We start from the raw sequence: 21,600 nt of genomic DNA, 5'->3' as shown, positions 1-21,600 counted from the left end.
TTCACAGCGCTGCGGGGTGTGGTGAGGAATGCGCGCAATTGCAGGGTGGATTGTCATGACCGTGGTGCAGACTCTGCCCAGACGCTGCTTCGCGGACGCGGTTTCCGGGGAGCGGAGGCAAGACACGGGGAGGGTGTGGCGTGTTCGCGGGGATCGACGAGGTGGAGTGGGCCTCGATGGAGCACGCCTACGGCCCGGCGGACGACGTGCCGGGCCTCCTGTACGGCCTCGCTTCGGCCGAGCCGGCCGACCGGGAGAGCGCGCTGGACGGGATGTACGGCGCGGTCCACCACCAGGGCGACGTGTACGCCTGCACGCTCGCCTGCATCCCGTTCCTCTTCGAGCTGGCCGTGGATCCGGGCATACGGGACCGGGGCGGCATCGTCGAACTCCTCACGAGCATCGGCGGCATCGACCTCGACGAGACCGAGGAGGACGAACTGGCGGAGCTGGACGAGGACGAGATCGAGGGGGTCGCGAACTACGCCATGGCGGCCGCCGCCGTCTCCGCGGGCTCCTCGGTGTTCTTCGAGCTCGTCGCCGACGAGGACCCCGGGGTGCGGCTCGCCGCACCGCTGGCCCTCGCCACGCTGCACGGCAGGCCGGCCCAGGTGCTCGCCCTGCTGCGGGAGCGGCTGCCGGTGGAGACGGACGACGAGGTGCGGCTCGCGCTCGTCGAGGCCGCCGGCCGGATCGCCCTGCGCCACCGGCCGCTGGCGGCGCGGGCGACGGACTGGCTGAGCCGGCTCGCCGCGGAGGCCCACCCGCCCGGGCTTCGGCTCGCGGCGCTGGCCCAGCTGGCCAGGTGCGCGCCGGACGCGCTGCCCGGCGACGTGGTGCGGGTCGTGTCGGGGCTGCTGCGCGAGCTGCGCTCCCGGCCCGCCGTCGCCGGCCCCCCGGCGGTGCCGGCACCGGGCGCGGACGACACGGCCTGCGACCGGACCGCCGCGTCGACCCTGGTGGGACAGCTGAGGGCGCTGTCCGCCGAGGAGTCCGCCGGCCGCAGCACCCCGTGGGCCGCCGATCTGCTGCGGACCCTGCACAGCGGCCTGGACGACCGGGTCGGGGACCGTACGGCGCTGCTGGCGGACCAGCTGAACAGCCCGGACCCGTGGCAGCGCATCGACGCCGTGCGGATGAGCGGCGGGCTGATACGGGCCTGGCGCGGTTCGTACGAGGACCTGGTGCGGCTGGTCGGCGTACAGCTGGCCGATCCGGAGCCCCGGCTGGCCGACGCCGCCTCGCACGTGCTCGAGGAGCTCTTCGACCTGGCCGCTCCGGCGGCCGACGCCCTGGCGGCACGGGTCGCGGCGGACCCCGGGGCCTGGGTGAAGGAGTGGGCGAGCGGGCCGCCCGGCCTCGGCTCGTCGGTGAAGGCCCTGGCCAGGCTGGGTGACGCCCGGGTGCTGCCCGCACTGGAGGCCGCCCTGGAGCGGCCCGAGGTCCCGCACGACGTGGGGTTCGCGATCGGGCACCTGGGGGCCGCGGCGGTGCCGCTCGCCGGGGTGCTGCGGCGCAGGCTCGGCGAGGTCGGTCTCGACGAGGGGGCGTACGACCGGGCGAGTCCGCTGCTCGGCGGGCTGACGGCCCTGCGGGCGGGCGAGGCCGCGCCGGAGGTGCTGCGAGTGCTGCGGGGGGCGCCCGAGTACCGGGGCGAGTGGCTGCGTACGGCCGCGCTGCGGGCGCTGGGCTCGTTCGGGCCCGCGGCCCGGTGCGCCGAGCCCGAGCTTCGGCGGCTGATCCGCCGGCCAGGGACGGCCGTGGCGACGGAGGCGGCAGAGGCGCTGTGGGCCGTCACCGGGGACACCGAGGCGGTACTCCCGGTGCTGGCCGAGGGCCTGCGCACGGAGCAGGTGCACGACTGCAGGGCGGCGGCGAGCGCGCTGGGAGCGCTGGGCAGGCGTGCCGAGGTGGTGGCGCCGCGGCTGCGCGCCCTGCTGGAGCACGACGAACTCTGGCTCCGGGTCGAGGCGGCGATCTCGCTGTGGAAGGTCTCCGGCGGTACCGGCGAAGTCGTGCCGGTGCTCCTCTCGGCCTGGGAGAGGAACCGTCACGTCAAAGTCCGGGTCGCGGAATGCCTGGCGCGGATGGGGCCCGTTGGTGCAGGGTCGGACGCGGCACGCGTGCTGCGCGCCGAGCTCCTGTCCGTACGCCGCCACAACGCGATGGACGGCGGCTACGGCAGTCACGACACTTATGAGGACGAGAAGCTGCTGGCGCTCTGCCGGCGCGCTCTTCGGGAAGACACGGGGAAAGGAACCACATCATGATCATCTTCGGTACGCGGGGCTACCTCTACCAACTGGCGGTCCTGACGATGGTGTGCGGCTGGTGCGGCAACCCCGCCGCGCACACCCTGCGCAAGCGGGTCACCAAGTTCACGCTGTTCTTCGTCCCGCTCTTCCCCTTCTCCACGAAGTACGCGACGCAGTGCACCTTCTGCGGCGGGGAGCGGCAGATACCGAAGGAGCAGGCGGAGCAGCTGCTGGCCCAGGCGGCCCACGGCGGGCAGGACGGCAACCAGGCCGGCGCCCCGCAGCAGCAGCCCGGCTACGCGCCTCCCGGCCAGAACCCCTACCAGCGCTGAGCCGGTCCCCGTACACCCGCCGAGAGGTGCCACGAAGCTGACATAAGGGAAATAACACCCGCCGCTTGCTACGTTGCGGTGCATGACCGCAACGACGGCGGAGGCACGCCCGCCCGAGCTACGCCTGCCCAAGCGGCGCGGGGTCGAGCTCTCGCTCCTGATCGGGGCCGTGCTCATCTCCGTCTACGGCTACGCGGCCGTCGGCCTCGCCCGGAGCAACGCCGTGCCCCCGGACGTCGCCGGGTACGGCGCCGGTCTCGGCCTCCTCGCCCTGCTCGCCCACCTCGCGGTCCGCTTCCGCGCCCCGTTCGCCGATCCGCTGCTGCTGCCCATCGCGGTCCTGCTCAACGGGCTGGGCCTGGTGCTGATCTACCGCCTCGACCTGGAGACCCCGAACGACCAGGCCGCGACGACCCAGCTGATCTGGTCCACGCTCGGGGTGGCCTTCTTCATCGCCGTCGTCGTCGTCCTGCGCGACCACCGGGTGCTCCAGCGGTACGCGTACATGTCGGTGGCGGCGGCGCTGGTGCTGATGATCGTGCCGATCTTCTTCCCCGCCGTGAACGGCGCGAAGATCTGGATCCGGGTCGGCGGACTCTCCTTCCAGCCGGGGGAGTTCGCCAAGATCCTGCTGGCCGTCTTCTTCGCCGCGTACCTGGCCGCGAACCGCAACGCGCTCGCGTACACCGGGCGCAGGATCTGGAAGCTCCAGCTCCCCACCGGCCGGGTGCTGGGCCCGATCGTCGCGATCTGGCTGCTCAGCGTCGGCGTCCTCGTCCTCGAACGGGACCTCGGCACCTCGCTGCTCTTCTTCGGCCTCTTCGTGATCATGCTGTACGTGGCCACCGGCCGGACCGGGTGGATCGCCGTCGGCCTGCTTCTCGCCGCGGCGGGCGCCTTCGCCGTCGGCTCGTTCGAACCCCATGTGCACAGCCGGGTGGAGGACTGGCTCGACCCGTACGCCACGATCGACGCCGGCCAGGGGCCGAGCCAGCTCGCCCAGTCACTCTTCGCGTTCGCGGCGGGCGGGATGCTCGGCACCGGCCTCGGGCTGGGCCACTCCATCCTCATCGGCTTCGCGGCCAAGTCCGACTTCATCCTGGCCACCGCGGGCGAGGAGCTCGGCCTGGCCGGCCTCACCGCGGTCTTCATGCTGTACGCCCTGCTGGTGGCCCGCGGCTTCCGCGCCGGTCTGGCGCTGCGCGACCCCTTCGGACGGCTGCTGTCGATCGGACTCGCCTCGATCCTGGCGCTCCAGGTCTTCGTGATCGCCGGCGGGGTGATGGGGCTGATCCCGCTGACCGGAATGGCGATGCCGTTCCTGGCACAGGGCGGTTCGTCCGTCGTCACCAACTGGATCATCGTGGCCCTGCTCATCCGGGTCAGCGACGTGGCACGTACTCCCGACCCGGGCACACCGGCCGCCACGGAAGCGGAGGAACAGTGATCAGGTACATCCGGCGGGCCGCCGGATTCTGTCTGCTCCTGCTGGTCGCCCTGCTGGCGAACGCCGCCCGCGTCCAGCTGTTCGAGGCCGACGAGCTCAACTCCAACTCCGCCAACCGCCGTACGACCATCGACCGTTACGACGAGCCGCGGGGGAACATCCTGGTGGGCGAGGAGTCCGTCACCGGTTCCGAGGACACCGGGCAGCAGCTCGCCTTCGAGCGCACCTACCGGCACGGCCCGCTGTACGCGCCGGTGACCGGCTACGCCTCCCAGACCTACGGCACCACGCTGCTGGAGAACGCCGAGGACGGCATCCTCTCCGGGACCGACCCGATCCTGGCCCCGCTCCCCCTCTGGGGCGACATCACCCGCAGCCGGCAGCCGGGCGGCGACGTCGTGACCACCATCGACGGCTCGATGCAGCGGGCGGCGTACGAGGGCCTGGACGGCAGGCGCGGGGCGGTCGCGGCCCTCGACCCGACCACCGGCCGGATCCTGGCGCTGGTCTCCTCGCCCTCGTACGACCCGGAGGTCCTGTCGGGCACGGGCTCCTCGGTCACAGACGCCTGGGCGCGCCTGAACCGCGCCCCGAGCCAGCCGATGCTCAACCGGGCGATCCGGCAGACCTATCCGCCAGGATCCGCCTTCAAGATCGTGACGGCGGCGGCGGCGCTGGACGCGCGGGTGGTCACCGATCCGGACGCGGACACGGACACCCCGTCCCCGTACGTCCTGCCGGGCACCTCGACCGTGCTGCCCAACGAGGCGAGGGGCTGCGAGAAGGCGTCCCTGGCGGAGGCGATCCGGGTCTCCTGCAACACCGTGCTGGCGCACCTCGGGGTCGAGGTGGGGCTGGAGGGGATGCTGGACGCGGTGGAGAGGTTCGGGTTCAACGACAACGACCTGAAGATCCCCTCCAGGGTGGCCCGGAGCAACTTCGACTCCGACATGAGCGACGACCAGCTGGCCCAGTCGTCCATCGGGCAGTTCGACACCTCGGCGACCCCGCTCCAGATGGCGATGGTGGCCTCGGCGGTGGCGAACGGCGGCGAACTGATGCGCCCCCGGCTGGTGGACCGGGTGACCACCGACGACGGCGACACGGTCCGCCAGCAGGGCAACGACTCGTACCACCGGGCGATGAACCCGGCGACGGCCCAGCAGCTCCAGCGGATGATGGTCGACGTCGTGGACGACGGGACCGGTGCGAACGCGGCGATCGACGGAGTCACCGTCGGCGGCAAGACGGGCACCGCGCAGCACGGCGTCGACAACTCGGGCATCCCCTACGCCTGGTTCATCTCCTGGGCGCAGGCGCCGGACTCGGGCCGCCCCGCGGTCGCCGTCGCCGTGGTCGTGGAGGACGCGGCGGCGGACCGGGCCGACATCAGCGGCGGCGGCAACGCGGCCCCGATCGCGCGGGCGGTGATGGAGGCGGCGCTGGAGGGCCGGGGCTGACGCCACGGCATCGGCCGGTCCCGGGCGCCCGCGACCCGACCCGGCCGGAGGCCCGCCGCGCGGTGCGCCCGGAGCCCGCCGCGGAGCGCACGCGTCCCGTGCCCCCGGCCGGGGGACCCGCGCGGCCCCCCGGTGACGCCGGGCAGAGCGGCCGCCTCACCCCTGCGCGCGGCCCTCCGATATCGCGTCCGCGACCTCCGCCACCCGCGCCCGCTCCTCCGCTGCGAAGCGGTCCCGGTCCAGTTGCTCCGCCATCTCCTCGTCCTGGGCCATCAGCAGGTCGAGGTTCGAGTCGCCCAGCTCCAGGACTCCCATGTCGACGTAGGCCTTCTGGAGCCGTTCGCCCCAGAGGCCGATGTCCTTGACGCAGGGGACGATCCGGCTGAACAGCAGCTTGCGGAAGAGCTGCAGGTACTCCGAGTGCTCGGAGAGCTCCTTGGCCTCCTGCTTCCCGATGCCGAAGTTCTCCAGGACCTCGACACCGCTGAGCCGGTCGCGCATCAGGTAGCAGCCCTCGATGACGAACTCCTCGCGCTCGCGCAGTTCGGCGTCGCTCAGCTGCTTGTAGTAGTCGCGCAGCGCCATCCGCCCGAAGGCGACGTGGCGGGCCTCGTCCTGCATGACGTACGCGAGGATCTGCTTGGGCAGCGGCTTGGTCGTGGTGTCGCGGATCATGCCGAACGCGGCGAGCGCGAGCCCTTCGATGAGGACCTGCATGCCGAGGTAGGGCATGTCCCAGCGGGAGTCGCGCAGGGTGTCGCCGAGCAGCCCCTGGAGGTTGTCGTTGACCGGGTAGAGCATCCCGATCTTCTCGTGCAGGAAGCGGCCGTAGATCTCCGCGTGCCGCGCCTCGTCCATCGTCTGCGTCGCCGAGTAGAACTTCGCGTCCAGGTCGGGGACCGACTCCACGATCCGGGCGGCGCAGACCATCGCGCCCTGCTCGCCGTGCAGGAACTGGCTGAACTGCCAGGAGGTGTAGTGCTTGCGCAGCTCGCCGCGGTCGCGCTCGGTCATCTTGGCCCAGTGCGGCGTCCCGTGGAGCGTGAGGGCCTCGTCCGGGGTGCCGAGGGGGTCGGTGGGGTCGACCTCCAGACTCCAGTCGATGCGCTTGTTGCCGTCCCACTGCTTGTCCTTGCCCTTCTGGTACAGGGCGAGGAGGCGTTCGCGGCCGTCGTCGTAGTCCCAGCTGAAGCGAGCGGCACCCGTGGCTGGGACCTGCCATGTGGGAGCCGGGGGCGGGGTGATGTAGAGGTCGTGTGTCGACACGGACAGCTCCTTCGCCTGGCGAGGATCGTATGTTCCGTGGTGCTGGAGTCAGTTGGCAGGTTCACACGTTGGTAGACGCGCGGTCAACAAGTCGTGCGCCAGGGATTGACTGCCTTGCTGACAGGCAGTCTCATAATCCTGAGCAGAGAACTGACCGCCGGTAACCCATGTGCGAGGTGCCCACAGCCATGACGACAGTGACCGAAGAGGACATCCAGGCGCTGCGTGACGCGCTCGGCCCGCTCAAGGACCGCGAACAGGTCGCGGCCCGGCTGCTGGAGGCCTCCGCCAAGCACTCCTTCGACCCGGACACCGAACTCGACTGGGACTCCGCCGTGGAGGACGGCAAGTGGTTCTGGCCGCCCGAGCTCGTCTCCCTCTACGACACCCCGCTGTGGCGGAAGATGTCGCAGGACCAGCGGCAGGAGCTGGCACGCCACGAGGCGGCGTCGCTGGCCTCGCTCGGCATCTGGTTCGAGATCATCCTCATGCAGCTGCTCGTCCGGCACATCTACGACAAGTCCGTGACCAGCAAGCACGTCCGCTACGCCCTCACCGAGATAGCCGACGAGTGCCGGCACTCGATGATGTTCGCCCGCATGATCGAGTGGGGCGGGGCCCCCGCGTACCCGGTGCCGCCGCGCTACCACAACCTGGCGCGGGTCCTGAAGACCATCTCCACCACGCCCGGTTCGTTCGCCGCGACCCTCCTCGGCGAGGAGATCCTGGACTGGATGCAGCGGCTCACCTTCCCCGACGAGCGCGTCCAGCCGCTCGTACGCGGAGTGACCCGCATCCACGTCGTCGAGGAGGCCAGGCATGTGCGCTACGCCCGTGAGGAGTTGCGCCGCCAGATGGTGACCGCGCCCTCCTGGGAGCGGCGTATGACGAGGCTGAGCTGCGGGGAGGCGGCGCGCGTCTTCTCGGTGTGCTTCGTCAACCCGCAGGTGTACGACAACGTCGGCCTGAACCGCCACGAGGCCGTCGCCCAGGTGAAGGCGAGCGGGCACCGGGCGGAGGTCATGCAGACGGGGGCGAAGCGGCTCACGGACTTCTTCGACGACATCGGGGTGCTCAACGGAGTGGGGCGCAGGCTGTGGAAGAGCTCGGGACTGCTGGCCTGAACGGCGCGGGCGGTGCCCCCGGCCGCCGGACCCCGCTCCCCGGCCCGGCCCGTTCCGGACGAAAGGCCCTAGGCTTCGGAGTATGACCTCCGCACCCGCAGCACCACCGGCCCGCGCCTACCGACGGCTCGGTGTCGAGGAGCGCCGCGCCCAACTGCTCGGTGCGGCGCTCACGCTCTTCGCCCACCGGGCGCCGGACGACGTGTCGATCGACGAGGTGGCGGCAGCGGCCGGGGTCTCCCGGCCGCTGGTCTACCGCTACTTCCCGGGCGGCAGGCAGCAGTTGTACGAGGCCGCGCTCGGGTCGGCCGCCGACCAGCTCACGCTCTGCTTCGCGGAGCCCGCCGCCGGGCCGCCGACCGAGCGGGTGGGCCGGGTCCTGGACCGCTATCTCGGCTTCGTCGACCAGCACGACGCCGGTTTCAGCGCACTGCTGCGCGGCGGCAGCGTGGCGGAGACCTCGCGCACGACGACGATCGTGGACGGGGTGCGGCGCTCGGCGGCCGAGCAGATCCTCCTCCACCTGGGCCGTGGCACGGGCCCGGGGCAGCAGCCCGCCGGATCCCGGCTGCGGATGATGGTGCGCACCTGGATCGCCGCCGTGGAGGCGGCGTCCCTGATCTGGCTCGACGAGGAGAAGCTGCCGTCGGCCGCCGAGCTGCGGAGCTGGCTGGTCGACCATCTGATCGCCCTGCTCGCGGCGACCGCGGCCTCGGACGAGGAGACCGCGTGCGTGGTGGCGGAGCTGCTGGCCCAGGAGACGGCCGACGGCCCCGCGGGACGGCTGGCGGCGCTGATCGTCCCGGTCGCGGGGCACGCGGCGCACCTGCTGCCGCCGGCCTGACACCGCCTGGGTCAGACTGGCCCGGTGAAAAGCGAGAACACGTCCTTCCGCGGCGGCCCCCTGGACGGGCGCGTGCTGCCCATCCTCCTCGGGCCCACCGGCCATCCGCCCAAGTGGTACGAGGTCCCGGTGCCGGACGCCGACGGCGGTCCCGCCACCGTCCACGCCTACCGGCGCACCCCGGCGGGCTACTCGAAGCGCCTCGGCCTCCAGCGCGGCTGGGTGTACGAGTACGCCCCCGGCGGCCGGGAGCGGTTCACGCCCAAGTGGCCCTGGGGAAGGCCCCGCAGCGGGTCCTGAGCCTCAACTCGGGCCCCCGCCCGTAAGATCGACGGTCAGGTGCCGAGGGCACGGTCACAAGGGGGGTGCGCCATGCAGGCGCTGCGTCAGGACGATCCACGCCGCTTCGGTCCGTACACCGTGCTGGCCCGCCTCCGGGAGAGCGCGAGCGCGGTGCACTTCCTGGCCCGTGGTGCGGACGGTGACGGCCTCGCGGTGGTGACCGCCGCACGGCCCGGCCTGGCCTCGGTACCCGCCTTCCGGCGCCGCTTCGCCTCCGAGGCACGCACCGCCGAGCGGGTGGCCGGCGGCTGGGTGCAGCCGCCCCTCGCCCTGCCGGAGGACGACGACCTCTGGACGGCGGCGGAGTACGTCCCCGCGCTGACCCTCGCCGAGGCGATCGGGCTGGCCGGTCCGCTCCCGGAGCGTGCGGTGCGGATACTGGGCGCCGGCCTGGCCGAGACCCTCTCGCGGGTGCACGCCACCGGGACCGTGCTCCAGGGACTCGCGCCGGAGACCGTGCTGCTGGCCGAGGACGGTCCCCGGCTCACCGCCTTCGGGCCTTTGGGCGCGGCGGCATCGGCCGAGGCCGGGGAGGGCGGCCGGCTCTCCGTCCGGCTCGGCTACCTCACCCCGGAGCAGGTCGAGGGCGCGGAGGTGGGCCCCGCGTCCGACCTGTTCGTCCTGGGTCTGCTCCTGGCGTACGCGGCGACCGGCACGACCCCGCTCGCCGACGGCCCCGTGGACGAGGCCGCCGAGCGCATCGCGCACGGGCCGGCGGAGCTCGGTTCCGTGCCGGACGAGTTGCGCGCGCTGATCGCGGGTTGCCTGGCGAAGGATCCGGCCGCCCGGCCGAGCGCGGGGTCCGTCGCCGCGGACTTGGCACTGGAGGGCGCCGCCGGTCTCGCCAAGGGTGGCTGGCTGCCCGGCCCCCTGTCGGCCGCGGTGACGGAGCAGGCGCTGTCGGCACGGGCTCTGGAAGCCCCCGGCGATCCGGAGGAGGACGAGGCGGCGGCACAGGCGGCCACCCGCTCGGTCCCGGCCGGAGACCGGGGCGAGCACGGCGGGGACGTCGGCGAGGACAGCCAGACCACCCGCTTCCTCGGGACCGTGGCACCCCGGCCGCAGGCCGACCGGGCGGCGACCCAGCCGGCCCTCCCACGTGAGGCGACCGCCCCGGTACCGCCGCGGCCGCCGGCCCTCCCGGCCGCACCCGCACAGCCCTACCCGTACGCCCTTCCCGCCGCCGCGCCTGCGGTCACCGCACCGTTCCCGTACACCGCGCCGGCGCCGTCGCCCGCCCCGGCCACCGGCCGGCGGGCGCTGCTCACCACGGTCGGCGCCGGGGTGGCCGGGCTGGTCCTCGGCGGCGCCGCCGTGGCCGCCTTCGGGTCCGACGACAGCGGGTCCGCCGACGACAAGCCCGCGCCCGAGCCCCGGCCCACACTGCCGGGCCAGGCCCCCGAGCCGCGCTGGATCCACCGCCGGCCGGCCGCCGCGCCGGCCCCGCTGACCGCGGGCGTGTGGCGGGACACCCTGCTGGTCCTGACGGACACGGCCGGTGCCACCGCCGTCGACCTCCGGACGGGGCGGGAGGTCTGGCAGCGCGCGGACGCCGCCGGGGCCCAGACGGTGCTGCCGGCCGGGAAGGGCCTCTGCCTCCTGGTGGGCCCGACCGAGCTCCTGTGGCTGTCGTCCGAGGACGGGCGGGTCGTGCACCGGGTCCGCCTGCTGGACCAGTTCACCGGCGTACCGAACATGAAGGTGGCGCCCGTCACCGGCCTGTCCGGGGACGTCCTCTGGTTCACCGGGTCCAACACGGTCACCGTCAAGGCGCCGAAGCCGAAGAAGGGCAAGAAGCCCGGCAAGGACACCCAGGTGGCCAAGGCCTGGTTCTTCGCGTACGACGTCGTCCGGCGCAAGGAACTGTGGCGCGTCGCCGTCCCCGCCGGCCGGGCACCCGGCACCCCCGCCTACCGGCTGACCGCCGTCCGGGAGGCCGACATCGTCGTACGCCAGGACGCCGCCACGCTCACCCCCGCCGACGTCACCGCAGGCAAGGGAAGGGCCCTCTTCCGCTGCTTCGAGCGCGCCACGGGGAAACTGCTGTGGACCCGGCAGTTCGGCGCGGTCGCCCCCGCGGGCGCGGCCGCGGGCGACGAGGACGGCAGGCTGTACGGCGCGGTGGGCGACGACCTGCTGGCGTTCGACACCGCGACCGGAAAACCGGTCTGGACACTGAACGGCACCGCGTCCTCGGTCTTCGGCACGCCTGTGCCGGCCGGGACCGTACTGCACACCACGAACCGCAACCAGGAGGTCGGCGCGGTCGAGAAGGCGACCGGACGGCTCGTCTGGCGGCGGTCCACGGAGGTGCCGCTCGGCGGGGGCAACCCGGTCCTCACCCTCGGAGGGGGCGGGAGGACGCTGTTCGCCGCGGACGCCACGCAGGTGACCGCGTTCGGCGCGGCGGACGGGCGCAGGCTCTGGAAGTTCCAGGACATCGGCGCCCAGGACCCGAAGGGCGCCACGGTCGCCGCGCCGTACCGGGTGCTGACTGCCGGGAAGACCGCCGTCGTCCAGCGCGAGCGGGCCTTCTACGCCTTCCCCGTGGAGTGACTTGCCGGCGTCCACCGTTCGGGGCGTCCTCCGGACGGCACGCCGGACGGTCCTTGCATCACCCGGCGGCGAGTGACCGGATGGACCAGATCCGAGCACTTGTGGGGTAGTCCGATTAATTCGGTGCGGCCCCTGTCGACGGAGATGATGTCGTGTCACTCAGGTTCGCGCGTACCCTCTGCACCGCGGCGCTGGCCGCGGTCGTCGCAGCCTCCCCCGCGGTCGCCGAACCGTCACGGCCCTCGGCACCGGATCCGTCCCCGGCCCCCGCACCGGCCGCCGGGGCGCCACAGGGCGTCGCCGGGCTCCTGAGGCAGCTTCAGACTCTCTACCAGGGGGCCGAGGAGGCCGGCGAGCTCTACAACGGCACCGCCGAGGAGCTGAGGAAACGGACCGCCGAGGCGGCGAAGCTGAGCAGGGAGACCACCGGGGCGCGCGCCGCCCTGGACTCCGGTCGCCGGGCGGCGGGACGGCTGGCCCGCGACCAGTACCAGGGGCGCACCGACTTCTCCGTGTACCTGCGGCTGCTGCTCGCCGACGACCCCTCGCAAGCCCTTGAACAGGGCCACGTCGTCGAACGCCTCCAGGCGGGACGGGCCGCCGTGGTCGACCGGCTGACCGGGGCGGAGAGGCACGCCGAGGTCCTGGCCGCCAGGTCCCGGGCGGTGCTCGACCGGCAGCGGATCCTGGCCGCCCGGCAGAAGAAGCAGCGCGACACGGTCCGGTCCCGGCTGGCGGGCATCGAGTCGATGCTGGCCTCGCTGTCGAAGGAGCAACTGGCCGCGCTGGAAGCACTGGAACGGAAGAACGTCGGCGAGGCCCAGAAGGCGCTGACCGCGTCGGGGGCGCTCAGCTCGGTCAGGCCGCCCTCGCCGGGGGGCGGGGAAGCCGTGCGGTACGCGGTAGGACAGATCGGCAAGCCGTACGTCTGGGGCGCCGAGGGACCGGAGTCCTACGACTGCTCCGGCCTCACCTCGCAGGCCTGGTCCGCCGCGGGACGGGAGATCCCGCGTACCTCGCAGGAACAGTGGCGGCAGCTCCAAAAGGTGCCGGTCGCCTCGCTGCGCCCCGGCGACCTGGTGGTCTACTTCCCGAAGGCCACGCACGTCGCGCTCTACATCGGCGACGGGCTCGTGGTGCAGGCGCCCCGGCCCGGTGCCACGGTGAAGGTCTCGCCGCTCGCCTCGAACCCGCTGCTGGGCGCCGTCCGCCCCGACCCGGACGACGCGCCGCTGAGCGCGTACACGCTGCCGGAACTGCCCGACGACGCGACGGCGGGGGCGGACACGGGGTACGACGCGCCCGAGGCATGAGAAACCGGGCCGCCCCGCCCGTCCGCACCCGCAGGACGGAAGGGGGCGACCCGGTCGCCGTGCCCGCGGGGTGTCAGCCCCGCGCGCCCGAGATCTCCGCGAGGTACGCGTTCGTCTTCTCCGGTTCGAAGAAGAAGTTGTCGAAGTCCGCGGGGTTGTCGAACCCGTTGGCGAACCGGTCGGCGGCGGGCTGGAGCTGGCCGGCCGCGCCGATGAGGTTCAGGACGTGCTCCGGCGGCGGGCCGAGCATCGCGTTCGTCCACTTCACGACGTGCTGCGTGTTCTCCCAGTGCCGCTCGAAGGTGGCCTCCATCCACGCCGCGTCGAACTCCCGGTCGCCGTGGTCGAGGATCGAGTGCAGGTAGGAGTGGGCGCACTTGGACGCGGTGTTGGAGCCCTGCCCGGTGATCGGGTCGTTGGCGACGACCACGTCCCCCACGCCGAGGACCAGACCGCCGCCGGGCAGCCGGCCGACGGGCTTGCGCACGGTCGGGGCGTAACGCCCCGCCAGCGTGGCGTTGGCGTCGGTCAGCTCGACCTTGGTGGCGCGCGCGTATTCCCACGGGGTGAACTTCTCCATGAGCTCCAGCGTCTTGGCGAGGTGCTCCGAGGGGTCCTTGATTCCCTGGAAGGCGTCGAGCGGACCGCCCGGGACGCCCTCCCAGAACAGGATGTCCGCACGGCCCGACGTCGTCAGGGTCGGCATGACGAAGAGCTCGCCGACGCCAGGTACCAGGTTGCAGCGGACCGCCTCGAAGTCCGGGTGCTCGGGGCGCGGTCCCATGCCGTGGACGTAGGAGACGGCCAGCGCGCGCTGCGGGGCGTCGTAAGGCGAACGCGAGGCGTCGCGGCCGAACATGGAGACCAGCTCGCCCTTGCCGGCCGAGACCATCACCAGGTCGTAGGTGCGGGAGAAGTAGTCCAGGTCGGAGACGGCCGCGCCGTGGATGACGAGCTGGCCGCCGCGCTGGGCGAAGGTGTCCATCCAGCCGGCCATCTTCACGCGCTGGTCGACCGACTGCGCGTAGCCGTCGAGCTTGCCCACCCAGTCGATGACACGGGAGGAGTCGGGTCCGGCCACCGAGACCCCGAGGCCGTCGATCCGCGGGGCCTGCGACTCCCAGAAGTTGAGCTGGAGGTCGCGCTCGTGCTGGAGAGCCGTCCGGAACATGCACTGCGTCGACATGACCCGGCCGGACCGGATCTCGTCCGCCGTGCGGTTGGACATCAGTGTGACTTCGTAGCCGTTGGACTGAAGTCCGAGGGCCAGTTGGAGCCCGGACTGGCCGGCTCCCACTATGAGTATCTTCCGCATCGCGGTTCTCCGTTACGTGTGCTGGGTGCGTTGACGGTTACGCGGGCGTGACGTCGAGTGCGTGGCGCACCAGGGTGAGCAGCGACTCGACGACCGTGATCCTGTTACGCGCATCCATGATCACAACAGGCACGTGGGGCGCCACGCTCAGGGCCTCCCTGACGTCGCCCTCGTCGTAACCGGTCGTGCCCTCGAAGTGGTTGACGGCCACGATGTACGGAAGTCCGCAGCTCTCGAAGTAGTCGAGGGCCGGGAAGCAGTCGGCGAGGCGCCGGGTGTCGGCCAGGACGACGGCGCCGATCGCACCGCGCACCAGGTCGTCCCACATGAACCAGAAGCGCTGCTGACCGGGGGTGCCGAAGACGTAGAGGACGAGGTCCTCGTCCAGGGTGAGACGGCCGAAGTCCATCGCCACGGTGGTGGTGACCTTGTCGGGCGTGGCCGTGAGGTCGTCCGTCTCCTCGCTGGCCTGGGTCATCATCGCTTCGGTCAGCAGCGGGGTTATCTCGGAGACCGCCCCGACGAAGGTCGTCTTGCCCACGCCGAACCCGCCCGCGACCACGATCTTGGTCGCGATCGGCGCGCGCGTGTGGTCGAGCTGCCAGGCCTGCACCGGCTCGTCGGTCTGCTCGCGCCGGCCCGGCTGACGCGGAGTGAAGAGCGGCGCCTCAGAGACGACGGAGTCCATCGAGCACCCTTTCGAGCAGTGCGCGGTCGGGCTGGCCGGCGCCGTGACCGGTCCCGTACACGCGGATCTTTCCCTGGTCGGCCAAGTCGCTGAGCAGCACCCGGACCACGCCGAGCGGCATCTTCAGCAGGGCCGAGATCTCCGCGACCGTACGCATACGGCGGCAGAGCTCGACGATCGCGCGGAGCTCGGGCATGACCCGCGAGGCGAGATTGCCTCCTGTCAGCTCCCTGCGCTCCTCGGGCGCCTCGAGGGCCGCGACGAACGTCTCCACGAGCAGCACGTGGCCGAAGCGGGTGCGCCCTCCGGTCAGGGAGTACGGGCGCACCCGTGCGACCTTGCGGTCGCCGCCCCGGACCGGGAGTTTTCGTACGGGTTCAGCAGCTGACGTCACTGGGTGCTCTCCATCGATTTGCGCAGCTCACTGCGGAGTTCGGGGGTGAGTACGTGTCCGGCGCGGCCGACGAAGAGCGCCATGTGGTAGGCGACGACGCTCATGTCGCAGTCGGGGGTGGCGTGCACACCGAGCAGGGAGCCGTCACTGATCGACATGACGAAGCAGCTGCCCTCGTCCATGGCGACCATCGTCTGCTTGACGCCACCGCCGTCCATCAGCTTCGCGGCACCGATCGTGAGCGACCCGATGCCGGAGACGATGGTGGCGAGATCGGCACTGGAGCCCCGGGGGCCGCGTCGGCCTCCCGCCGCCTTGGCCTCGGCGAGGCCGGGGTCGGAGGAGAGGAGCATCAGTCCGTCGGACGAGACGACGGTGACCGAGTGGACCCCGGGGACCTCGTCCACGAGATTGCTGAGCAACCAGTGAAGGTTGCGGGCCTCGGTGCTCAGACCGAATGTGCTGGGCGCAGTCAACTGCGTGCCTCCTCGACTGTGTCCCCCGTCTCATCGATTCGACCGTCGGTATGGTCGGTCAGCTCATTGTGGTCGCTCTGTGGGCCGCTTCCGGCGAACTCCGTCTCGACGTCGCGCCGCCCGTCCTTGGCACCCTGGTGGAATCCGCCGAGCCTGCGGCGCAGGGCTTCCTTGTCGAGACCGCCCTTGCGCTCGGCGGGCGCGGCGGGCGGCGGCGCCGTGACCTTCGGGGTGCGCTTGGGCAGCCCCTTGTCGGTGAGGCGCTCGGGCACGGGTGCCGGGTCGGGCACCTCCTCGCCGAGTCCGGTCAGCGGCTGCCGGGGACCCGGGAGGGCGTCGGCGGCCGGGGCGGCCACGGGGCCCGCGGCGGGATCCGGGGCAGCCGCGGGGCTCGCGTCGGCGGTGCGCTCATGGCTGTCGGGACCTATGGCGTACGGACCGGACGCGTCCTTCTGCACGGGCAGCCGGACCTGCATCGTCGTCTCGGCCTCGGACTCCGCGGGGACCTCGGCTTCCGGCCCTGCCGGGGCGGGTGCCTCGGGAGCGGGCTCCGGCTTCCTCGCTTCGGTGCCGGCCGCGCGCGCGGTCTCCTCGGCGGCCGCGATCAGCGGGTCCGCCGCGGGGAGCCCGGAACGCGTGGGCAGGGCGTTGGAGTTGGCCTCGGCGACCGAGCCCGGCAGATTCAGCGCGGGCGCTTCGCCGGGCAGCTGCACGGGCGGCGGGGACGCCGCGGGAGGCTCCTTGGGCAGCAGGGCCTGCGGAAGGACGACGACCGCTGTCACCCCGCTCCCCTTCTGCTCGCGCAGCTCGACGCGCACGCCGTGGCGGGCGGCGAGCAGAGAGGTCACCTGGAGTCCAAGGCCCGCCCCGTCCGCTGCCTGCTCCCCGGCCTCGAACGACGCCGGGTCGGCCAGCCTGGCATTCAGCTCGCCCATCCGGACCGCCGACATGCCGATGCCCTTGTCCTGGACCGAGAGCATCACCTCTCCGGTCTCCAGCAGCCAGCCGGACAGCTCGACATGGGAGTCGGGCGGGGAGAAGGAGGTGGCGTTCTCCAGGAGTTCGGCGACCAGGTGGCTCAGGTCGTCGGCGGCGAATCCGGCGATCTGGGCGTGCGGCGGCAACGACTGGATGGTGACCCGCTCGTACCGCTCGATCTCGCTGATCGCGGCGCGCAGCACGTCGACGAGCGGGATCGGGTTCGCGTGGCCCTGGGTGTGGTCGGTGCCCGCCAGGACCAGCATGTTCTCGCTGTGGCGGCGCATGACGGTCGCCATGTGGTCCAGCTTGAAGAGGGTGGCGAGCCGCTCCGGGTCCTGTTCGCGCTCCTCCATGCCCTCGATGACGCCGAGCTGACGCTCGACGAGACCGAGGGTGCGCAGCGAGAGGTTGACGAACGTGTGGTGGACCGTGTTCTTCATCCGCTCCAGCTGGGAGCCGAGTTCGGCGACCCGCACCTGGAGTTCGGCCCGCTGGAGGGTGAGGGCCTCACGGCCGGCGACGAGTTCGCCGCGCTCGGCCTGCAGGCCTTGCAGCCGCCCGGTGACGTCGTGGTGCAGTGCGTGCAGCTTGCCGTGGAGTGTGTTGATGGACCGCACGACCTGGGCGAACTCGTCGTTGCGCCCGGTGTAGCGGACCGGTTCGGCCGTCTCGGGCTCGGCGGCGATGCGCTTGGCGCCGATGCGCAGGACGGCGAGCGGCTGGGTGAGGGTGCGGGCGACCGCGGTGGAGACGCCGACGGCGATCAGCAGGCAGCCGCCCAACAGGGCCAGACGGAGTTCGAGTGCGGTGACGTCGTCGTCGCGCAGCCCCTCCAGCCGCTCGACCTGCGCGGTCCCCAGGGCGGATTCGACGCTGCGCATCCGGTCGATCCGGGCGGAGAGCGCCGCTTCGACCTTCGCGGGGTCGGCCGCCCGGTCCGTCGCGGACAGCTCGGGGCGGTCGGTGAACCGGGTGAGGTACTTCTCGGCACCGGTGACCTGGGATCCGGTGACCGTGGAGGAGAGCCGGTCCCTCGCGGAGGGGCCGGCGGCCTGGTCGAAGTCGGCGAGGGAGCCGAGTTCGCGCACCCGGGACTGCTGGGCGGCGGCGCTCAGCTCGTCGCGCGTGCGGTCGTTCTCGCCGCCGCTCTCGTCCTGGTTCGGGACGGGCAGGCCGGTGAAGGGGTCGATCTGCGGCTCCCGCGGCTCGGTGCCTGGCACCGAGAGCGCGGCCAGGAGGAATCCCCTGGTGGCGGAGGCCTGTTCCACGGCGCCGCCCAGGGCGAGCGGGGCCCGGGTCGCGTCGGCGGCACGCGGCGGGGTCTTCTCGGCCAGTTCGTGGGCGAGGTCGTGGAGCTTGGCGACGACCTCGGAGTACGCCTGGTAGGCGTCCATCGCCGAGCCCTTGCCGGTGAGCGCGGTGCGGCGCAGCGAGGGGATCGTCGAGAGGTCACGGCGCAGTGCCGCCGGAGCGGCCTCCCGGATCTCGTCCACCTGCTGGTCGACGCGGGCCGCGAGACTCGCGGTGCCGTCCGCCTCTTCCTCGTCCCGTCCGGCCGCGATGTGGGCGACGATCCCGTCGCGCTCGTCCGCGAGGGAGTGCGCGAGGGTGATGGCCTGCTGGTTCAGCTCGGCGAGCGTGACCAGCCGCTGGGACTCGTTGAGGTCGGAGGAGGCGCCGAAGGCCGCCGGCGCACCCGCGGCTATGACGGTGACCCCCACGACGGCGACACCGGCGACGAGCCGGTTACGTACCCGCACGGTCCGCTTGGCCGCACCCGCCGCCTGAGGCATGGCCCCGGGCTCCTCGCGCGCGCTGTCCTTGCTCCGAGGCCGCTTCTTCTGCACCGGTGCTCGCAATCTTGACTCGTCCGCCCTTGAAGCAGAGGTGACGCACGGTCACCTCGGATGAGCACCCCGCCCTGGTGTGCCCCGTACGGCTTCTGACCATTCCAGCGCTTTTGAGAGGGGGCCGCGCATCAACCGCTCCGCCACTCGAACGAGTGAACAACACTCCGGAGTTGGCCAACAACTCTCCCCACCGGCGACCCGGGGCATGCCCGGGCCGCCGGGTGGAACTTCCGGCCCGGCTTTGGCAAGATGCCCACCCGCATATGCTCAGGGCATTCGTTTTCGTCACCGTCACCCCTTTGACCTGCTGGTACGAGCCAAAAGCCGGTTCGTGCAGGGTCCGTGAAGGCATCGTGCAGACTGACCCGATGCGCATCGACCTCGTCACCGAGCCCGGCAGCCCCGAACGCCCGAACGAGGACTGGGTGTCGGCCTCGGCCCCTGCGGCCGGCCAGGGCGGCACCCTCGTCCTGCTCGACGGAGTAACGCCCCCGGCGGGGGACGACGGCTGCGTGCACTCCGTCCCCTGGTTCACCGCACGCCTCGGGGGATCCCTCGTCGAACTGTCGGCTTCGCGCAGAGATCTGACGCTTTCCGAGATCCTCGCCGCGTCCATTCACCGCACCGCCGACGCCCACCGTTCGGGGTGTGACCTTTCTCACCCGCGCACGCCTCAGGCGACCGTGGTCCTGGCGCGTTGGGACGACCGACGGGTCGAGCACCTCGTGCTCTCCGACTCGGTCCTGCTCCTCGAAGCGCCCGACGGCACGGTCCGGCCGTCACTCGACGACCGTCTCGACCGGCTGCCACCTGGCACGCTCGCCTCGGAGGAGATCGCTGACGCCCGCGCGCGGAACAAGGAGGGCGGCTTCTTCACGGCCGCCGCCGATCCCGGGGTGGCGTCACGCGCGGTGACCGGCGAGACCCCGAGGGCCGGGGTGCGGGCGATGGCGGCGATGACCGACGGTGCGAGCAGATGGACCGAGATGTTCGGGGAGGGCGACTGGACCGCCGCCCTGGAGATGCTGCGCAAGGCCGGGCCGCAGGGACTGATCGGCCGCGTACGGGAACTGGAGCGGGCCGACACCGAACGCGTCCACCTGCGGCGCGGCAAGAGGCACGACGACGCGACGGCGGTCCTGGTGGAGCTGTAGCCCGCTGTCCATCGGGAGCGGTGCGCGCGCTCGCGGTCAGCCTTCCGTCCGCCCCGGTTCCTGCGGCGGCCGTTCACCGGGGCGACCGCTCAGCTCTCGGCGCGCTCGTTCAAGTGGTGCAGCAGCCGCGCCAGTTCCGCGACCTCGGCGCGGTCCCAGCCGACGAGCTTGCGGGCGTACCGCCCCCGGCGGGCGTCGCGGACCGTGCGGAAGCGCGCGAGGCCCTCGTCGGTGAGGTGGACGAGCGAGGCGCGGCCGTCCGCCGGGTCGGTCTCCCGGGCCACCAGTCCGAGGCCCTCCAGCGCCCGCAGCTGGCGGCTCATGGTCGCCTTGCCGACCCCGAAGTAGGCCGCCAGGTCGGTGGCGCGCTGCCGGCCGGCGGACTCCAGCCGTACGAGGAGCCCGTAGGCCGCCGCCTCCAGATCCGGATGGACCTCGCGCGCCATCTCTCCCGAACTGGCGCGCGCCCGGCGCAGGAAGACCGCCAACTCCCGCTCCAGCGCGAGGAACTCGTGGTCCACACCACTTCCGGCCATCGCGTCGGGCCCATCGCCGCTTCCACTCCCGTGCACGTCAGCACCCCTCACACGCTTTCCGCGAATGAAACTTTCTTCCAACTCCGGCCATCGCCGCAGCTGGGCCAGTATTTCGCAGGCGTAGACCACCGGCAGCGGCCGGACCCCCTTCCGGAGTGCGGGTCTACGTGCGTAGCTTCATGAGCGCCACGCGTGGCATGTCCACACCATGGCGCCGCATGACGCCGCACCGCAGGAGTGTCCCGCACCCGCTCCTGTGCCATGAGCTCCCCCACCGAGCCCTCGGAGGCACGCAATGCTCGTGCACAGATCCACGACCCCCGCAGCCCGCCGCCGGCACCTCGCCCCGGCCGCGGCGCTCCTCGCCGCCCTCGCGCTGCTGCTCGCCCTGCCGGGCGCGGCCGGCGCGGCAGACAGCTCAGCGTTCCCCGAACGGGGTACGGCACGGATGGGCCAGGGCGTGATCGCCCACGACGGCCAAGGCGGGAGCGGAGGCTCCACCGGCACGGCCGCGGTCCAGACCGAGGGTGTGGACGTCAGCGGGCACCAGGGCGACGTCGCCTGGCCGGCGCTGTGGAGCAGCGGCGTGAGGTGGGCCTACGTCAAGGCCACCGAGGGGACGTACTACAAGAACACGTACTTCACGCAGCAGTACACCGGCTCGTACGACGTCGGCATGATCCGGGGCACGTACCACTTCGCCACTCCGGACACGACGAGCGGCGCGGCCCAGGCCAACTACTTCGTGGACAACGGCGGCGGCTGGTCCAGGGACGGCAGGACTCTGCCCGGCGTGCTCGACATCGAGTGGAACCCCTACGGCGCGCAGTGCTACGGGAAGACCCAGGCCGGGATGGTCGGCTGGATCCGGGACTTCGTGAACACCTACAAGGCGCGCACCGGACGTGACCCGGTCATCTACACCGCGACGAGCTGGTGGAAGGACTGCACGGGCAACAACGCCGGCTTCGGCGCCACCAACCCGCTCTGGGTGGCCCGCTACAACACCACCGTCGGCGAACTCCCGGCCGGCTGGGGCTACTACACGATGTGGCAGTACACCTCCTCCGGCCCGACGGTCGGCGACCACAACCACTTCAACGGCGCCCTCGACCGTGTGGTGGCACTCGCGAACGGCTGATCCCCCGCCCGCACCACCGGGCGACCGGCGCCCGTGCCGCCCGCGTACCGAACGGCACGGCACGGCACGCGGAACGGCCCGCCCTCCTGGGAGGGCGGGCCGTCCGTACCGGCCGTGCGCGCGGTG

18 protein-coding genes are annotated in these 21,600 nt (G+C 72.4%); 11 read left to right on the top strand and 7 right to left on the bottom strand.

The annotated features are described in order from the left end of the window. Positions 1-140: 140 nt before the first annotated feature. The 4 genes from AB0I83_RS07110 to AB0I83_RS07095 all read left to right on the top strand — a co-directional run bounded on the left by AB0I83_RS07110 (position 141) and on the right by AB0I83_RS07095 (position 5,494). Positions 141-2,270: a HEAT repeat domain-containing protein gene (locus tag AB0I83_RS07110; protein WP_363303892.1), complete on the top strand. Its 2,130-nt coding sequence runs from the start codon at positions 141-143 to the stop codon at positions 2,268-2,270. Further along, entirely contained in the window at positions 2,267-2,587 is a 321-nt protein-coding gene (locus AB0I83_RS07105; protein ID WP_356534157.1) for a zinc-ribbon domain-containing protein, read from the top strand. Before AB0I83_RS07110 ends, AB0I83_RS07105 begins: the two co-directional genes overlap by 4 nt. An 82-nt stretch (positions 2,588-2,669) precedes the next feature. Next, positions 2,670-4,034, top strand: a complete 1,365-nt coding sequence (locus AB0I83_RS07100) for an FtsW/RodA/SpoVE family cell cycle protein (RefSeq protein WP_356534158.1) — start codon at positions 2,670-2,672, stop codon at positions 4,032-4,034. Further along, entirely contained in the window at positions 4,031-5,494 is a 1,464-nt protein-coding gene (locus tag AB0I83_RS07095) for a penicillin-binding protein 2 (RefSeq protein ID WP_363303891.1), read from the top strand. The genes AB0I83_RS07100 and AB0I83_RS07095 overlap by 4 nt, the downstream gene beginning before the upstream one ends. A 156-nt stretch (positions 5,495-5,650) precedes the next feature. Here the strand turns inward: AB0I83_RS07095 and AB0I83_RS07090 are convergent, their stop codons facing one another. After that, positions 5,651-6,760 carry a ferritin-like domain-containing protein gene (locus AB0I83_RS07090; protein WP_363303890.1) on the bottom strand — a complete coding sequence of 370 codons (1,110 nt, stop codon included), beginning with the start codon at positions 6,758-6,760 and terminating at the stop codon, positions 5,651-5,653. Positions 6,761-6,948: 188 nt separating this feature from the next. On the opposite strand from AB0I83_RS07090, the gene AB0I83_RS07085 reads away from it, so the two are divergent. The 5 genes from AB0I83_RS07085 (at position 6,949) to AB0I83_RS07065 (ending at position 12,939) form a co-directional block, all read left to right on the top strand. Beyond that, on the top strand, positions 6,949-7,884 hold the full coding sequence (locus tag AB0I83_RS07085) for a diiron oxygenase (protein WP_356534163.1): 936 nt from the start codon (positions 6,949-6,951) through the stop codon (positions 7,882-7,884). Positions 7,885-7,966: 82 nt separating this feature from the next. After that, positions 7,967-8,728: a TetR/AcrR family transcriptional regulator gene (locus AB0I83_RS07080; RefSeq protein ID WP_356534165.1), complete on the top strand. Its 762-nt coding sequence runs from the start codon at positions 7,967-7,969 to the stop codon at positions 8,726-8,728. Between the two features lie 24 nt (positions 8,729-8,752). Beyond that, entirely contained in the window at positions 8,753-9,028 is a 276-nt protein-coding gene (locus tag AB0I83_RS07075) for a hypothetical protein (protein WP_363303889.1), read from the top strand. Positions 9,029-9,100: 72 nt separating this feature from the next. Next, positions 9,101-11,626 carry a PQQ-binding-like beta-propeller repeat protein gene (locus AB0I83_RS07070; protein WP_363303888.1) on the top strand — a complete coding sequence of 842 codons (2,526 nt, stop codon included), beginning with the start codon at positions 9,101-9,103 and terminating at the stop codon, positions 11,624-11,626. Between the two features lie 152 nt (positions 11,627-11,778). Further along, complete coding sequence (locus tag AB0I83_RS07065; RefSeq protein ID WP_363303887.1) at positions 11,779-12,939, top strand: C40 family peptidase; 1,161 nt, start codon at positions 11,779-11,781, stop codon at positions 12,937-12,939. Positions 12,940-13,012: 73 nt separating this feature from the next. Here AB0I83_RS07065 and AB0I83_RS07060 read toward each other — a convergent pair whose 3' ends face one another. The 5 genes from AB0I83_RS07060 to AB0I83_RS07040 are packed head-to-tail and all read right to left on the bottom strand — an operon-like array spanning position 13,013 to position 18,640. Continuing rightward, on the bottom strand, positions 13,013-14,254 hold the full coding sequence (locus AB0I83_RS07060; protein ID WP_356841374.1) for a styrene monooxygenase/indole monooxygenase family protein: 1,242 nt from the start codon (positions 14,252-14,254) through the stop codon (positions 13,013-13,015). 37 nt (positions 14,255-14,291) lie between these two features. After that, the gene (locus AB0I83_RS07055; protein WP_363303886.1) at positions 14,292-14,942 is read right to left on the bottom strand and encodes an ATP/GTP-binding protein; all 651 of its coding nucleotides are present in this window, start codon (positions 14,940-14,942) and stop codon (positions 14,292-14,294) included. After that, positions 14,923-15,336, bottom strand: a complete 414-nt coding sequence (locus tag AB0I83_RS07050; RefSeq protein ID WP_356534184.1) for a DUF742 domain-containing protein — start codon at positions 15,334-15,336, stop codon at positions 14,923-14,925. Before AB0I83_RS07050 ends, AB0I83_RS07055 begins: the two co-directional genes overlap by 20 nt. Next, on the bottom strand, positions 15,333-15,812 hold the full coding sequence (locus AB0I83_RS07045; protein WP_356534185.1) for a roadblock/LC7 domain-containing protein: 480 nt from the start codon (positions 15,810-15,812) through the stop codon (positions 15,333-15,335). The genes AB0I83_RS07050 and AB0I83_RS07045 overlap by 4 nt, the downstream gene beginning before the upstream one ends. Then, complete coding sequence (locus tag AB0I83_RS07040; protein WP_363303885.1) at positions 15,809-18,640, bottom strand: nitrate- and nitrite sensing domain-containing protein; 2,832 nt, start codon at positions 18,638-18,640, stop codon at positions 15,809-15,811. The genes AB0I83_RS07045 and AB0I83_RS07040 overlap by 4 nt, the downstream gene beginning before the upstream one ends. A gap of 371 nt (positions 18,641-19,011) precedes the next feature. On the opposite strand from AB0I83_RS07040, the gene AB0I83_RS07035 reads away from it, so the two are divergent. After that, entirely contained in the window at positions 19,012-19,797 is a 786-nt protein-coding gene (locus AB0I83_RS07035) for a hypothetical protein (RefSeq protein WP_363303884.1), read from the top strand. Positions 19,798-19,886: 89 nt separating this feature from the next. Here the strand turns inward: AB0I83_RS07035 and AB0I83_RS07030 are convergent, their stop codons facing one another. Continuing rightward, positions 19,887-20,333: a MarR family transcriptional regulator gene (locus AB0I83_RS07030; protein WP_356841380.1), complete on the bottom strand. Its 447-nt coding sequence runs from the start codon at positions 20,331-20,333 to the stop codon at positions 19,887-19,889. Between the two features lie 295 nt (positions 20,334-20,628). On the opposite strand from AB0I83_RS07030, the gene AB0I83_RS07025 reads away from it, so the two are divergent. After that, positions 20,629-21,474 carry a lysozyme gene (locus AB0I83_RS07025; protein WP_363303883.1) on the top strand — a complete coding sequence of 282 codons (846 nt, stop codon included), beginning with the start codon at positions 20,629-20,631 and terminating at the stop codon, positions 21,472-21,474. Positions 21,475-21,600 lie beyond the last annotated feature (126 nt).

It is taken from the genome of Streptomyces sp. NPDC049970, from assembly GCF_040660235.1.
GTDB lineage: Bacteria > Actinomycetota > Actinomycetes > Streptomycetales > Streptomycetaceae > Streptomyces.
The sequence above is the reverse complement of the archived record's forward strand: the minus strand, read 5'-3'. Positions and strand labels throughout refer to the sequence as shown.